This window comes from Neisseria sp. P0006.S009 (assembly GCF_051962915.1).
Taxonomy (GTDB): domain Bacteria; phylum Pseudomonadota; class Gammaproteobacteria; order Burkholderiales; family Neisseriaceae; genus Neisseria; species Neisseria subflava_E.
Genome location: NZ_JBQCUV010000004.1, coordinates 47788 through 60737 on the forward strand (window position 1 = coordinate 47788; position 12950 = coordinate 60737).

Sequence of the window (12950 nt, forward strand, 5' to 3'; positions counted from 1 at the left end):
CAACACGCTAAAAGGATGTCAGAAATGACGGAGCATAACGAACAACATCAACACGAAGCAGAAGAAGCGGCAGCCGTAGAAACTGCCGAAACCGTTGAAACCGAACAGGCCGAACCGACTTACGAAGAGCTTCAGGCGCGTGTCGCCGAGTTGGAAGGCCAGCTCAAAGACAGCGAATTGCGCGGTTTGGCAAATGAGCAAAACCTGCGCCGCCGTCATCAGCAAGAAATTGCCGACACCCATAAATTCGCCGGACAAAAATTTGCGGCAGAAATGTTGCCGGTTAAAGATTATCTTGAAATGGCGCTGCTCGACCAAAGCGGCAATTTCGATGCACTGAAAATGGGCGTGCAAATGACTTTGAACGAGCTGCAAAAAGCATTTGATGCCACACACATTAAAGAAATCAACCCACAGCCGGGTGATAAACTCGATCCGCACCAACATCAAGCGATGCAGGCAGTCGTCAGCGAGCAAGAGCCGAATACCATCGTCAGTGTGATGAAAAAAGGCTACACATTATCCGACCGCGTGCTGCGTCCTGCGATGGTTGTCGTGGCGAAAAAAGAAGATTGAAGGCACCGCTTGATAAAGTTTATCAGGCATAAAATTTTCAGACGGCCTTATCCGGTTTCAAAGCCCGATATTTCGCTATTGGAAAATCATTCCGATAAACCGGAATCGGAAAATTAAAACCGGCCGTCTGAAAAAAGAATAAACGGCTTGTGGATAAATAAATCAAGCACTTGAATTTAATCTTAAAAAAAATTCAAATTAGGCCTTGAAAAAAAATGAAGCAACCTTATTTACAAGCCATCGGAACGAAATGTTCCACAGGATTATTAATTAAGAAAAGTTTATTTAGGAGCAACATAATATGGCAAAAGTAATCGGTATTGACTTAGGTACAACCAACTCTTGTTTGGCCATTTCTGAAAACGGTCAAACCAAAGTAATCGAAAACGCAGAAGGCGCACGCACCACTCCTTCCGTTATCGCTTATTTGGACGGCGGCGAAATCCTCGTCGGCGCGCCAGCAAAACGCCAAGCGGTAACCAACGCCAAAAACACTATTTACGCGGCCAAACGTTTGATCGGCCACAAATTTGAAGACAAAGAAGTACAACGCGACATCGAGTCCATGCCTTTTGAAATCATCAAAGCCAACAACGGCGACGCATGGGTAAAAGCACAAGGCAAAGAGCTGTCTCCTCCTCAAATTTCCGCAGAAGTCCTGCGTAAAATGAAAGAAGCAGCCGAGGCTTACTTGGGCGAAAAAGTAACCGAAGCCGTGATTACCGTTCCTGCCTACTTCAATGACAGCCAACGTCAGGCGACTAAAGACGCAGGCCGCATCGCAGGTTTGGAAGTAAAACGAATCATCAACGAACCGACCGCAGCCGCTTTGGCATTCGGTATGGACAAAGGCGACAGCAAAGACCGTAAAATCGCCGTGTATGACTTGGGTGGTGGTACTTTCGATATTTCCATCATCGAAATCGCCAACATCGATGGCGACAAACAATTCGAAGTATTGGCCACCAACGGCGACACCTTCTTGGGCGGTGAAGACTTCGACCAACGCTTGATCGACTACATCATTGACGAGTTCAAAAAAGAACAAGGCATTGATTTGAAACAAGACGTCATGGCTCTGCAACGCCTGAAAGAAGCTGCCGAGAAAGCCAAAATCGAATTGTCCAGCGGTCAGCAAACCGAAATCAACCTGCCGTACATTACTATGGACGCAACCGGTCCGAAACACTTGGCCATGAAAATTACCCGTGCCAAATTCGAAAGCCTGGTTGAAGATTTGATCCAACGTTCTATCGAGCCTTGCAAAATCGCATTGAAAGATGCCGGCTTGAGCACCAGCGACATCGACGACGTGATTTTGGTCGGCGGTCAGTCCCGTATGCCGAAAGTACAAGAAGCCGTTCGAGACTTCTTCGGTAAAGAGCCTCGCAAAGACGTGAACCCTGACGAAGCCGTTGCCGTAGGTGCAGCAATTCAAGGCGAAGTATTGAGCGGCGGCCGCAGCGACGTATTGCTGCTGGACGTAACTCCTCTGTCTTTGGGTATCGAAACCATGGGCGGCGTGATGACCAAGCTGATTCAAAAGAACACTACTATTCCGACTAAAGCGTCTCAAGTGTTCTCTACTGCCGAAGACAACCAAAGCGCAGTGACCATCCATGTGCTGCAAGGCGAACGCGAACGCGCTTCTGCCAACAAGTCTTTGGGTCAGTTCAACTTGACCGACATCGCACCTGCACCACGCGGTATGCCTCAAATTGAAGTTACTTTCGACATCGATGCCAACGGTATCCTGCACGTTTCTGCCAAAGACAAAGGCACCGGCAAAGCCGCCAACATCACCATCCAAGGTTCTTCAGGTTTGAGCGAAGAAGAAATCGAACGCATGGTGAAAGATGCCGAAGCCAACGCTGAAGAAGATAAAAAACTGACTGAATTGGTCGCTTCTCGCAACCAAGCCGAAGCTCTGATTCACTCCGTGAAAAAATCTTTGGCCGACTACGGTGATAAACTCGACGCTGCAGAGAAAGAAAAAATCGAAGCTGCGTTGAAAGAAGCTGAAGAAGCCGTGAAAGGCGACGACAAAGCCGCCATCGATGCTAAAGCCGAAGCTTTGGGTACAGCCAGCCAAAAACTGGGCGAAATGGTTTACGCTCAAGCGCAAGCCGAAGCACAAGCAGGCGAGGGTGCACAAGCCGAGTCTTCTGCTAAGAAAGACGACGACGTTGTAGATGCCGACTTTGAAGAAGTAAAAGACGACAAAAAATAATTGATGCCGTCTGAAAAAAAGCGCGAATCGAAAGGTTCGCGCTTTTTGTCGTTTGGGGAACGTGTAAAGACGCTTTGTCAAAATTGACGGTAAACTTTCAAAACCTTGCTACATCATCGTGTTGCCATAATTCTATTGCCAAATTTTGAACAGATTTCTCCGAATGCTGACAGTCAAAGCCATTAATATTTTGTCCATCGCTTGAGTGCGAATAAGTTCTTAGTTCTTACCTCAAATCAATCCCTTGAAAGAAGATAAATATGAAAAAACTGATTCAAATGACCTCTTTGATGGTTGCAGCTGCCGGTTTGGTATTGGCTCCGGTCGCTTCTGCACACGGCAAACATGAAATGCATCCGAAACAAGAGCGTATGCACAAAAAAGCCAAACCGCAAAAAATGAAAAAACCTGTACCTAAAGCCAAACACCATGCAGCCAAGCCCAAACATCATCAAGAGCATCGCCACGAACATCATTAAGATGAATCCTCAACAATAAATAAGGCCGTCTGAAACCCAAACATCAGGTTTCAGACGGCCTTCGGTTTATCTGTCAAATAGCGCTTTGCCGTTTTTCTTGTGCCAAACGGGTCGGCTCCAGCCAGGCAATGTTTCTTTCTGCCAGCGCATCGCGCCAATAATCCAGTTTGGTGTCCAAATCTTCAGAGAAACTGTCTTGATTCAAAAGTTGAATGATAACGCCGCCGTCCGTAGCTTCAGCCAAGCGGATGATTTGACGCAAAATGCCGCGGTCGGGAACAGTTTGCGTGCGTACGCCGATGAGAAGTTGCGCCGGAGTTTGTTTCAATTCGGCTTCTAATTGTTCCAAATCTTTTCTGCTGGCGGCCACGCCTTTGTCTATCCATTCTTGCGCCAAAACGCCGGAAAACCAAAGCGGCTCAGGCCATTCCGTTTCCAGTGTAACTGCCCATTTGGGCGCATTATTCAGCGTAATTTTAGATGAAACGGGAACGATAGTTTCCTGAAAATCATCGGCATCAACAATCTTCGTTTGCCATGTGCGGAGGATGTTTTGATAGTAGGGCTGATTCAAATCCAAACGTTCGCGAAGGGTTTTTAAAGTAATCTTGCAAGCCAGCCAAGCAAGCAAGCGCGGCAGAATGCCATAGCAGATAATGCTGCCGATGAGTAAGCCTGCCCAAGCGCGTGCATCTTCGATATGATTGTTCAGACGGCCTGCAATTACGGCCTGACTGTCGGGAACAGGAAAGCCCAAACGTTCCGGCAGCCATGACAAAGCCTCAACCGTTTTCACCAATGCCGTATTGCTTAAAAGCGTACTTTCCCAGTTGAACGTATATTGACGCACCAAAAGCAGCAGCACAACAGAAACCAACATTCCCGACAGCGTGCAAAGCCACAGGCCGTGTGAAGTTGCGCCAATCAGCCAACGCGTTTGCGGTTTGCGCCATTCATCTACATAAAGCCGCAAAATTGTCTGATTGACCGGGTCTTTGCCTCGGAACCAAGTTGCCGGACTGCTGATAAAGTGCACATTTTTCAAACGCAGGAATAAAGTCGCCAGCCACACCAGCAGCATGACTGTATTCATGCCCAAAATCCCGGCCAATACCAGAAAAAAGTTCAGCCCCTGATTGTCCATTAAAAGATAAGTGCTGGAAAAACCGACTGTAAACAACAATGTCGCCGCAACAATCCAAAGCCAAAACGAGCCTGTCTCCACCTGTTGCAACACATATTTCAAATGCTTGTCTCGGTCAATAATTTGGGCACGGCGTATCAGTTTTTCCTCGTTGCCGCCATCAATATGTCGCAACGCTTCCGTCGCCTGCACAGGATCTCCTGGAAAAATATAGGCACGTTCTTCAAGGATACGAACCAATTCGACAAGTTTTTGCGATGGATTCAACATAAATGATAGGCCGTCTGAAAGATAAAATGGAAACGTCTGTTATACCCCCAAATAAACCCCTTTTTGTGCAAAGGTCAAAAAATTAAAAGCAGTTTTGATTTTGAATAGGGTATATAGTGGAATAGATGTAAAAAAAGCAGCCCGAAAGCTGCTTATTTTGAGTGTGACGGAGGGATACAAACTAAAGGCATAATTCATTGTTTTATATTATAAAAATAATAAAGCAATCTAAATATACCCACAAATATTCCCACATTTTGCAAAGGTCAAAAAAATAATTTAGCAGTTTAGGCCGGTCATTATAACTTTTTTTGGGGCGTGTTGTTATTTGAGTGATTAGGCCGGCGGCTTCTCTCTCAAATTTAAACCGCTATATATATACAAAATGCACTGGTTACTCTGGTTACCTGGTTACCAGCCCCTAAAAACCTTTATAAATCAACGATAATGCGGTAACCAGTTATGCCCTTGTCATTGGTTACCAGTGCCGGTTAAGTGGTTACCCGCCGCCTTTTGCTTTCTTTTCATGGACTTGCAAAAATCTAGGGACTGCGTTATTACGCGCGCGCGCGTATTGGTGTCGAAATTATTTATTCCACTGCCTGCTTTTTGGGTAGATATGGCGTAAATAGGCTAAAATTGCGCTGTAAGCGTGTTTCATTGATTGGGTAGCAACTGTATTTTTGCCAGACGGGGTGAAAAATACAGTTGCTACACCTTGGTTTTAAAGAACGCGGTTAGCGAGGATGCAGGCTACGGCTTACTTTTTTTTGTTGTGTGCTTTAAGCCATTTTTGCATTTGTTCAATTTCCGCTTGTTGTGCGTTAATAATATCCTCAGCAAGCTTACGCATCTCAGGATCTTTTCCGTATTTTAATTCAACTTCCGCCATTTTTACTGCGCCAATATGGTGTGGCAGCATACCTGCTGCAAAAGCAACATCAGGGTCTTTATATTGCGCAGCAGCCATCATGTCTTGATTCATTTGATTCATACCTTGCATTAATTCTTGTTGCATTGCAGAACCTGTCGACATTTGCATATTCATGTGTGCTTGATGCGGTTGTTCATTAGCTTGGGCATAATTTGAAATTGCAATAGCGCTAAGTGTGATAAAAGTCATAAGTTTTTTCATGTTTTTCGCCTATGTGATAACTAAAGGAACACAAATCATACACTTTGACCTAGGGTTAAAGTCAATATTTATTTCGATACACAAGGGTTGGTATAAGGAAAGGGGCAAACAGTCCTAATTTTTGAAATTTAGGGGCTTCCTGTTGATTTTATGCTTTCTTGGTTGGTCTGTCTGAATGTTTGGACGTAAAAAAGCCCGCCATTGTCGGTAATAGCGGGCTTGCTCTTGGTTATTCGTCAAAGTCGGGCGGGGCTTCTCCCATCAAAACATAGAATCGGCTTGCACTGCCGTTACGTTTGCGCTGGTGTTGCCATCTGCCGTTGTCGGCTTTTTTTAACCATTCGTGATTATGTAGGACTTCACACGCTTTGCGCGGACTATATCCCTTACATACTTCATTTTCAAAGGTTACGGGGACTATCCAATACTCATTTATGCTCCCCTCCTGTTTCCGATAACCTGCGTGATTTTGGTTTGTTGTTTGGGCGTTCCAGTCTGAAAAGCGCATTGACAGTGCGTTAACGTCCATAAAGGCGATCACTTGTTCAATGATTCGGCGGTCTTCGCGGTTTCCTGTGCCGTTTTCTTCAAGCCATTCGTTGAAACACTGCCTTACTCCTGCCTCTCCTGCTCCTTGTCTTATGCCGGTAATAGGGGCGGCATATTCCAAGACGGCGGCCAAAAGGGCGAAGCGGCGGGCGATTCTTCGCGCCTGTCCCTCCATTGGTGGCAAGGTCTCAAGGAATTGGGTGCGGCTGGCTTCTACGGCTTGGGCGGCGGCTTCTTTTCCGTCTTTAAGGATTTGGCGGATAAGGGCGCGGCCTGCTGTTCCTCGCTGCTTGGCTGTGGCTTGGTTGATATGCTCCGACAGTTTCGCGCCATCTGCAAAGCCGTGCAACGTGTCGTAAATGCCATATCTTGCCTCTGCCTGTATGTCAGGTAACCTAACATGATTACCCGCTTTCCATTGGGCGCGGTCTCCTATTAGGCTCTCTGGGTTTATTTCGCCGGTCGAAAGTATCAGATTGCGCCATGTTTTCTGCCGGCGGTTGCCGCCATCTTTTGCGCCTTGTGTTTTTGACACGCCGTTGATAACGCTATAAACCATTTGCGGGATTTTTCGCGGGTCGGCTGATTGCCCGATTTCATCTAACACCAGCAAGCCATCATTGCGGGCTAAAGCTAAATTCTGCAAGCCAAGCGGGGTAGTATCCCAATTTCCTTTAGTGGTTTCAGGGTCGCCCCATACGCTCAAGGCAAGCCGCGCGGCGGTTGTTTTGCCTTTTGAGGAATCGCCCGCCAAATGGAAACCGCCTCCTTCTTCGTTCAAAAGTGCCAAGAATGGCGCGGCCATGCTTAAACCTAAAGCAAGGCATAGGCGGCTATTGTTCTCTGCGTATCGCGCTGCCTGCTCCTGCCATTCCTTGAGGCTGCCTTTTTCTGTGTAACCGTCTTTTTGGCTGGTGTCTCCGTTGTATAGAATGTTTGTGCCGTCTGCATTAACGGCTTCCCCGCCTGCCAGTATGTAGGCGTCCCCGTTCCAACCGGCGCGGTCGGTAATGGTAAAGGCTATCGGGCTTCCCTCTTTCTGCAAATAGTCTGCCAGTCTTTCCCTTTTTGCCCGTCCGCTCATGATGACTAGGCCGAAATTCTGCAAACGCTGCCAGCCTTGAACTGTGCCGATTTCTGCTTGTGGTAGGGCGGCGGTCTTTTGTTGGCGTGTGATTTTGTCTTTAAACTTGATAATCCGATAATACGCGCCGTCATTGTCTTGCCCCGTGCCTATGATGTCGATAGGGTCGGAAAGGAATTGCGGCTCTGATTCGATAATATCGCCGTCTTTATCGGTTCTAACGTTTACCCACCATACGCCCTGATTATCGATTTCAAAGTGAGGGCGCGGGCGGAATAGCTCGATATTCTCAAGGTTGTAATCGTTAGGGCTTTCCTGCTTCGCTGTTTCGGTATTTTTCATGCTGTCTGTCCTCCGGAATGATTGTCTGATTGCTTTTTCTCGTTCAGTTCGTCCAGTGCGTCATAGCCCGGCGTTTTGCTTTGCCATATACTCGCCTTGATTCCCTGCTTAATGGCTCGCATTGCCAAGTCATAAGCGGCTCTGTAACCAACGGGGCGGGGCGTGTCGTTATCGGCAATAATCACAATCTCTTTTATACCGTTCAAAAAGTGAAAATTTGCCAAGCTGTTTGCGCTCAAGGCCGCGCATAAGCCCCAATCGTAAGCCTTGTACAATTCACGGGCGGCAAGGGCGGTTTCTATGCCCTCTGCAATGACAAGACGGCCATTTTCAGGAATCGGGAACAGGTGGACGGCTTGCCCCGATATACTGCCTTTCTTGCGGCTTCTCATTTTCTTGGCCGGTAATGTTTCGCCTGTTACAGGGCCTTTGATTGCCAGTTTCTGGTAGCGCGGGGCGTGTAGTCCGTCCTCTCCGCATGGCTTGTCATAGCTAGGCTGTAAATAGGTTAGGTGTAAGCCTTGTAGCTCTTCGTCCATATCGCGGATAGCGCAAACCATACAGGGGAAACTACCAAGCAACAGCGGCTTATCTTCGCCTGTTGTCCAATAGTCTTTTTCAGGTAGGAAACGGACGTTTTCGGGTAAATGCGCCATGTCCAAACCGCGTGATTTCAAATACTGGATAACAGGGGAATCGGGGCGGATAGGTTCTGTGCTTCTCCACAATGCGGCCAGTTCCTCGATTTGGTCTTTTTCGGGGCGTGGTTGCGCTTGTGGGCGTGTTGGCGGTATCGGCAAAGGGTTTGCATTGTCCATGCCTAAAATGCCTGAAACCTGCTTTAAGGCCGTCTGAAAATCACACCCGAAAAAGTGCATTACCAAGCCGAAACCATCGCCCGCGCCGTTGTTGTAATGGCTGCAAATGAATGTGCCGTTTCCGTCCTTGTCGTCATATCTGAAACGGTCTTTCCCTCCACACGCGGGGCAGGGCTGGTGTTTGTTTTTCAGGTATCGCGGGTCTATGCCTAATGCGGCGTGTATTTCCGGCCAGCGGTATTGCGCGACGGCTTTAATGTCTTGGTATGTTGGTTTCATTGCTCTGCCTCCTCTGATACTGGTTCTAAAACAATTCCGGCGGTCGGGTCGGTTTCCCATATTGCGGGCGTTTCCTGCTCTAGTTGCTCCGTGTCGGCGTGGGCGGGCTGGTTACAGGCTCGGACTACCAAAGCCAAAAGCAACACCCAAAACACCAGCAAGGCGCGGTTAAGATACCGGCGGAAACGGTCGGATTTATTGGTCTGTTTCATGGTTTTATCCTTTGCTCTGCCTCCAGTGTTTCAAAACATGAATCTAATAAAATCAATTAGTTATGAAAACACTAGGGCGAAGTTTGCCCTATGCCGTCTGAAATAGGCGGCATAAAGGCGGGTAAATTTCAGGGAATAGGTGGGCTTAACCGGCGTGGGTTACGCTGTAAACAGCCCATTCTTTCAGGTCGTCTGAATCGTCAGGGCGCGGGATGGGGTCGGTTTTGAATATATCCCTCAAGCTCGGATGACAAATCGAAAGATTCCAAGTTTTCCGCATGGGGGACTAGGGTTTGAATGACTGTGGCAAGGCGTGCCGTGCTTCTGATCGCACTTATGGGGGCGTTGTGGACGGGATGGGCGGCCATGTTGTCGCAAATGGTGTCGATGATTGCGCCCGTATTGGCGATAAATTCGCCGCCGTAATACAGCGCGTCCATGATGCGGTTTGCCAGCTCTAAAGGGATGGTTACCGTTTGGGATTGATTTTGAATGGTTTGGATTTGGGTAGAAGTGCAAGATTGCATTTGAAATGCTCCTAGTTAAATTGAGATTTGAGAAATGCCCGAAATAAGGGGGCGGTGCTCTCTCCTGTAACTAGTCAGGCGTGGACGTTGCCGTTACCACACACCGCCATAAACTTTGATATGCCGTCCAAAGCCTGTAAATAGGCTTCAAACGCCATAAGAGAAAATGGCGATAAAAAATCAGCGCTACCCTGCTGATTTTGTCTAAAGGGATAGATTCCCGTTGATTCTTCGCGCGCGCGCGTATTGTTCAGAAAACTCCTACTCTTCGCGTTTGGCGGCCAGTTTGTTGAGATACTCTTCAATCTCACTGGAAAGCCAGCCGGTAATATTGTCTGAAAGTTTGATAGGCTTAGGAAAATCAGGGCGGTGATGGCGGCTCTTAGGGTTTACCCAATTCCAAACAGTCGCTCGTGAAACGCCCATAACGCGGGCGGTATCGTTTACTCGTAATACAGTGTTATTCATTGGTTGCCTTTCTTATAACGGGTTAGATGACAAGCAAAAGAATAGCCGCCTCTGTGGGCGGCTTGTCCTATATAGGATTGCATAAAACCTAATTAGGTTATTGTGAAAGACGGTCGATACCTTGCTTAATATATTTTGCTAATGTGTCTCCAGTGGGGGGCTTGCCTAGTTTATCGGCTTGTCTTTCCCACTCTTGGATAATAGTTTCTGCTGCCTCGTATGGTTTACTGCAATCGGTTTTTGTATAGATAGCGGAAAGTGCCACAATAATTTCAGCTTGTTTATTTTCAGTGCGTTTGCTGATAGATTTTTGTATCTTCATTTTTTCGCTCAATACTTCTTTTAGCTCATTAAAACTCTTACTTGTAAGGCGTAAGGTATCAGTAGTAACCGTTATACTCCATTTATTACTCTCTAAAAAATCTCTATCTGGGTATCTAGGTCGAAACCGATAGTCTTCTACTCTAGTAAAATCGGCTAATGCCTCATTTGGAATGTATTGAAAAAACCAGCCCTCAGTTTTCAAGTCTGTAATGTATGGTAACCCTGCTATTTGTCCGTAATTTTCATTTTCTACATCAATTACTTCCTGTGGTGTTTTACATTCTATCAGTTTTGTTCCAGAAGCTAGTTTGGGGATTCTTACAGTATAGTTTTCAAAAGCCGGATTAATGCCAAGATGCTGTAAACCCTCTGGGGCTGCCTCAATATGCTCCCCATTAATGTCTAATAGATATGGGCATACGCTAACTTTAGCTGATTTTTTAATTTCAATTTCTTGCATTGTGGTGCTGTGAATTGGTGCGAAATAACCTTTAAATAAATAACATTCAATAATTAAGGGATTATCAATATTTGGGAAATAACGTTCTGCCAAGCTCCTTTTAAAAAATCTCATTGTAGATGCTTGTATGCAAAATTCAGTTAATCCGATAGCCCCATAATGGATAATATCATTAACTTCAAAGCTATCATTAAGCTGTTTACTTAATTCATTAGCTGCATCTTTTAAGGTGTAATATGCTCGCCATGCCATTTTTACGGTCTCCTGCATAAATACAAATATTGGTAACCAGTGGTAACCAGTTGGTAACCAGTAAATTTACGTTAACTGGTTACCGCTTTTTCTTTGTATTTATATTTATATTCATATAGTTATATTTGTAAAGTTTTGTGGTAACCAGAGTAACCAGTATATTTACTCACGCGCATAGGGAATTTTTAACCCGTCTTGTCTTTTTGAATCATCTGTAATGCCTGGTTGTATCGCTCCCGTAAATAGTCGCTATACCATTGCATAAACTCGATACGCTGGGGCATATAATCGGCTTGGTAGGCGTATGAATCCTTTATCTTGTTTTCTTCAACGTGGGCAAGCTGTGTTTCAATCGCGCCGCCGTTGAAGTTGTTTTCATAAAGCAAACTACTTGCTACTGCTCTGAAGCCGTGTGGCGTGGCCTTGCCTTTATAGCCTAGTTTCTCGTTAATGATTTTTCCTAGTGTGTTCTCACTGATATGGCGGTTTACGTTGGTTCTACTTGGAAACATAAACCGGCTATGCCCTGTCAGCGTGTGTAACTCTTGAAGTAGCTCTATTGCCCAATCAGAAAGAGGCACACATAAAGCGGGCTTTGGCTTCATCTTTTCGTGCTTCATTCTTTCGGCGGGAATAATCCAACGCTTGTTTTTAAAGTCCACTTCTTCCCACTGGCCGCCGCGTAATTCGTTATTTCTCACAAACACCAGCATGATCAGCATGATGGCAATTTTGTTTTGCCGCTCTATATTGTTTGCCAGTATCAGGCGGCGGTAAAACTCCGGCAATTCTTCACGGGGCAGGGCGGGTTTGTGTTTGGTGGGTAAGTTGGGAATGTGATTTTTCAACAGGCGGGCGGGGTTGTTTTCTGATATTTCCAGCATGGCGGAATAGTCAAAAACTGCTCCTATCCAGCCCCTGATTTTGTCGGCGGTATCAGTAACGCCCCTTGCCATAATGTCATCAAGCAAGTTTTTGATATGGGTTACCTTGATTTCATTAACGGGGATTTCTCCAATGACTGGGAAAACGTCATTTTTCAAATAACGCATGATCCGCTCGGCGTGATGTTCTTTCCAGCGGGGCAAATTGTCCTCGTACCATTGCTTGGCTAAATGCTCAAAAGTATTTAGCAAGGCGGCTTGTCGGGCTGCTTTGGCTTCTTGCTTGGCTTTGTTGGGGTCTTGCCCTTGTGCAATCATGCGGCGGGCGTTTTCGGCGGCTTGGCGGGCTTCTACCAGTGAAACGGTAGGATATTTCCCGATAGTTAAATCTTTCTCTTTGCCATCTATACGGTATCTCATGCGGAATATTTTTCCGCCCGCTGGTGTAACTTCAAGATACAGGCTATTTCCGTCAAATAACTTGATTTTCTTTCCAGTGTCAGCCGGTTTGGCGGCTTTGATTTGGCGGTCGTTTAGTGGCATTTGTGGGTATGCTTTACAGTGGTTTTGGCTGTCCCCTGAATCATACCCACATTTTGTGCTTTACTCAATTAAATGGTATTGGGGGTATTTAGACACTTGGCAAGGGGTATATTGGCCTGAAAGCCTTGCCAGTATTGAATCTTGATTACTATGTTAGATTTGATTAGACGAAAAAAAAGCCCCTAAAAGGGGTTGGGTGGTGCGGACGGAGAGACTCGAACTCTCACACCTCGCGGCGCCAGAACCTAAATCTGGTGCGTCTACCAATTTCGCCACGTCCGCACTAATTTGAACCGTGGATTATACACAAGATTAATGGGGGCGCAAAGTCTTGTTTGCTTGAATTTTTCGGTTTATCCCTTATATAATGATTT

Annotated in this window: 12 protein-coding genes and 1 tRNA gene; 3 read left to right on the forward strand and 10 right to left on the reverse strand. The window is 46.2% G+C overall.

The genetic code is table 11. The features are described 5' to 3' along the window. The first annotated feature begins 15 nt into the window (after positions 1-15). The 3 genes from grpE to ACTHTK_RS07985 all read left to right on the forward strand — a co-directional run bounded on the left by grpE (position 16) and on the right by ACTHTK_RS07985 (position 3285). Positions 16-576 carry a nucleotide exchange factor GrpE gene (grpE, locus tag ACTHTK_RS07975; protein ID WP_070735055.1) on the forward strand — a complete coding sequence of 187 codons (561 nt, stop codon included), beginning with the start codon at positions 16-18 and terminating at the stop codon, positions 574-576. A gap of 301 nt (positions 577-877) precedes the next feature. Further along, entirely contained in the window at positions 878-2806 is a 1929-nt protein-coding gene (gene dnaK, locus ACTHTK_RS07980; RefSeq protein WP_049348822.1) for a molecular chaperone DnaK, read from the forward strand. Positions 2807-3066: 260 nt separating this feature from the next. Beyond that, complete coding sequence (locus ACTHTK_RS07985; RefSeq protein WP_107722973.1) at positions 3067-3285, forward strand: hypothetical protein; 219 nt, start codon at positions 3067-3069, stop codon at positions 3283-3285. Positions 3286-3358: 73 nt separating this feature from the next. Here the strand turns inward: ACTHTK_RS07985 and ACTHTK_RS07990 are convergent, their stop codons facing one another. The 10 genes from ACTHTK_RS07990 to ACTHTK_RS08035 all read right to left on the reverse strand — a co-directional run bounded on the left by ACTHTK_RS07990 (position 3359) and on the right by ACTHTK_RS08035 (position 12858). Continuing rightward, complete coding sequence (locus tag ACTHTK_RS07990) at positions 3359-4699, reverse strand: DUF2868 domain-containing protein (protein ID WP_440378141.1); 1341 nt, start codon at positions 4697-4699, stop codon at positions 3359-3361. 760 nt (positions 4700-5459) lie between these two features. Next, the gene (gene copM / locus ACTHTK_RS07995) at positions 5460-5834 is read right to left on the reverse strand and encodes a CopM family metallochaperone (protein ID WP_107722975.1); all 375 of its coding nucleotides are present in this window, start codon (positions 5832-5834) and stop codon (positions 5460-5462) included. Positions 5835-6063: 229 nt separating this feature from the next. After that, positions 6064-7809: a DUF927 domain-containing protein gene (locus ACTHTK_RS08000; RefSeq protein WP_107722976.1), complete on the reverse strand. Its 1746-nt coding sequence runs from the start codon at positions 7807-7809 to the stop codon at positions 6064-6066. Next, on the reverse strand, positions 7806-8906 hold the full coding sequence (locus ACTHTK_RS08005) for a DUF7146 domain-containing protein (RefSeq protein ID WP_107722977.1): 1101 nt from the start codon (positions 8904-8906) through the stop codon (positions 7806-7808). The genes ACTHTK_RS08000 and ACTHTK_RS08005 overlap by 4 nt, the downstream gene beginning before the upstream one ends. Then, on the reverse strand, positions 8903-9118 hold the full coding sequence (locus tag ACTHTK_RS08010; RefSeq protein WP_049351938.1) for a hypothetical protein: 216 nt from the start codon (positions 9116-9118) through the stop codon (positions 8903-8905). Before ACTHTK_RS08010 ends, ACTHTK_RS08005 begins: the two co-directional genes overlap by 4 nt. A 200-nt stretch (positions 9119-9318) precedes the next feature. After that, positions 9319-9645, reverse strand: a complete 327-nt coding sequence (locus tag ACTHTK_RS08015; RefSeq protein WP_107722978.1) for a hypothetical protein — start codon at positions 9643-9645, stop codon at positions 9319-9321. Between the two features lie 261 nt (positions 9646-9906). Further along, positions 9907-10113, reverse strand: coding sequence for a helix-turn-helix transcriptional regulator (locus tag ACTHTK_RS08020; RefSeq protein WP_107722979.1), 207 nt, complete (start codon positions 10111-10113; stop codon positions 9907-9909). A gap of 97 nt (positions 10114-10210) precedes the next feature. Further along, a complete protein-coding gene (locus ACTHTK_RS08025; protein WP_107722980.1) occupies positions 10211-11149 on the reverse strand; it encodes a hypothetical protein in 939 nt (312 codons plus the stop codon). Between the two features lie 185 nt (positions 11150-11334). Further along, complete coding sequence (locus ACTHTK_RS08030) at positions 11335-12576, reverse strand: tyrosine-type recombinase/integrase (RefSeq protein ID WP_107722981.1); 1242 nt, start codon at positions 12574-12576, stop codon at positions 11335-11337. Between the two features lie 197 nt (positions 12577-12773). Further along, positions 12774-12858 (reverse strand) — tRNA-Leu (locus tag ACTHTK_RS08035). Positions 12859-12950 lie beyond the last annotated feature (92 nt).

Bases quoted from the DNA above. Each gene is read 5' to 3' on its own strand.
- ACTHTK_RS08000 (WP_107722976.1), bottom strand. From the start codon at position 7,809: ATGAAAAATACCGAAACAGCGAAGCAGGAAAGCCCTAACGATTACAAC.
- grpE (WP_070735055.1), top strand. From the start codon at position 16: ATGTCAGAAATGACGGAGCATAACGAACAACATCAACACGAAGCAGAA.
- ACTHTK_RS08020 (WP_107722979.1), bottom strand. From the start codon at position 10,113: ATGAATAACACTGTATTACGAGTAAACGATACCGCCCGCGTTATGGGC.
- ACTHTK_RS08015 (WP_107722978.1), bottom strand. From the start codon at position 9,645: ATGCAATCTTGCACTTCTACCCAAATCCAAACCATTCAAAATCAATCC.
- ACTHTK_RS08025 (WP_107722980.1), bottom strand. From the start codon at position 11,149: ATGGCATGGCGAGCATATTACACCTTAAAAGATGCAGCTAATGAATTA.
- copM (WP_107722975.1), bottom strand. From the start codon at position 5,834: ATGAAAAAACTTATGACTTTTATCACACTTAGCGCTATTGCAATTTCA.
- ACTHTK_RS08010 (WP_049351938.1), bottom strand. From the start codon at position 9,118: ATGAAACAGACCAATAAATCCGACCGTTTCCGCCGGTATCTTAACCGC.
- ACTHTK_RS08030 (WP_107722981.1), bottom strand. From the start codon at position 12,576: ATGCCACTAAACGACCGCCAAATCAAAGCCGCCAAACCGGCTGACACT.
- ACTHTK_RS07990 (WP_440378141.1), bottom strand. From the start codon at position 4,699: ATGTTGAATCCATCGCAAAAACTTGTCGAATTGGTTCGTATCCTTGAA.
- ACTHTK_RS08005 (WP_107722977.1), bottom strand. From the start codon at position 8,906: ATGAAACCAACATACCAAGACATTAAAGCCGTCGCGCAATACCGCTGG.
- ACTHTK_RS07985 (WP_107722973.1), top strand. From the start codon at position 3,067: ATGAAAAAACTGATTCAAATGACCTCTTTGATGGTTGCAGCTGCCGGT.
- dnaK (WP_049348822.1), top strand. From the start codon at position 878: ATGGCAAAAGTAATCGGTATTGACTTAGGTACAACCAACTCTTGTTTG.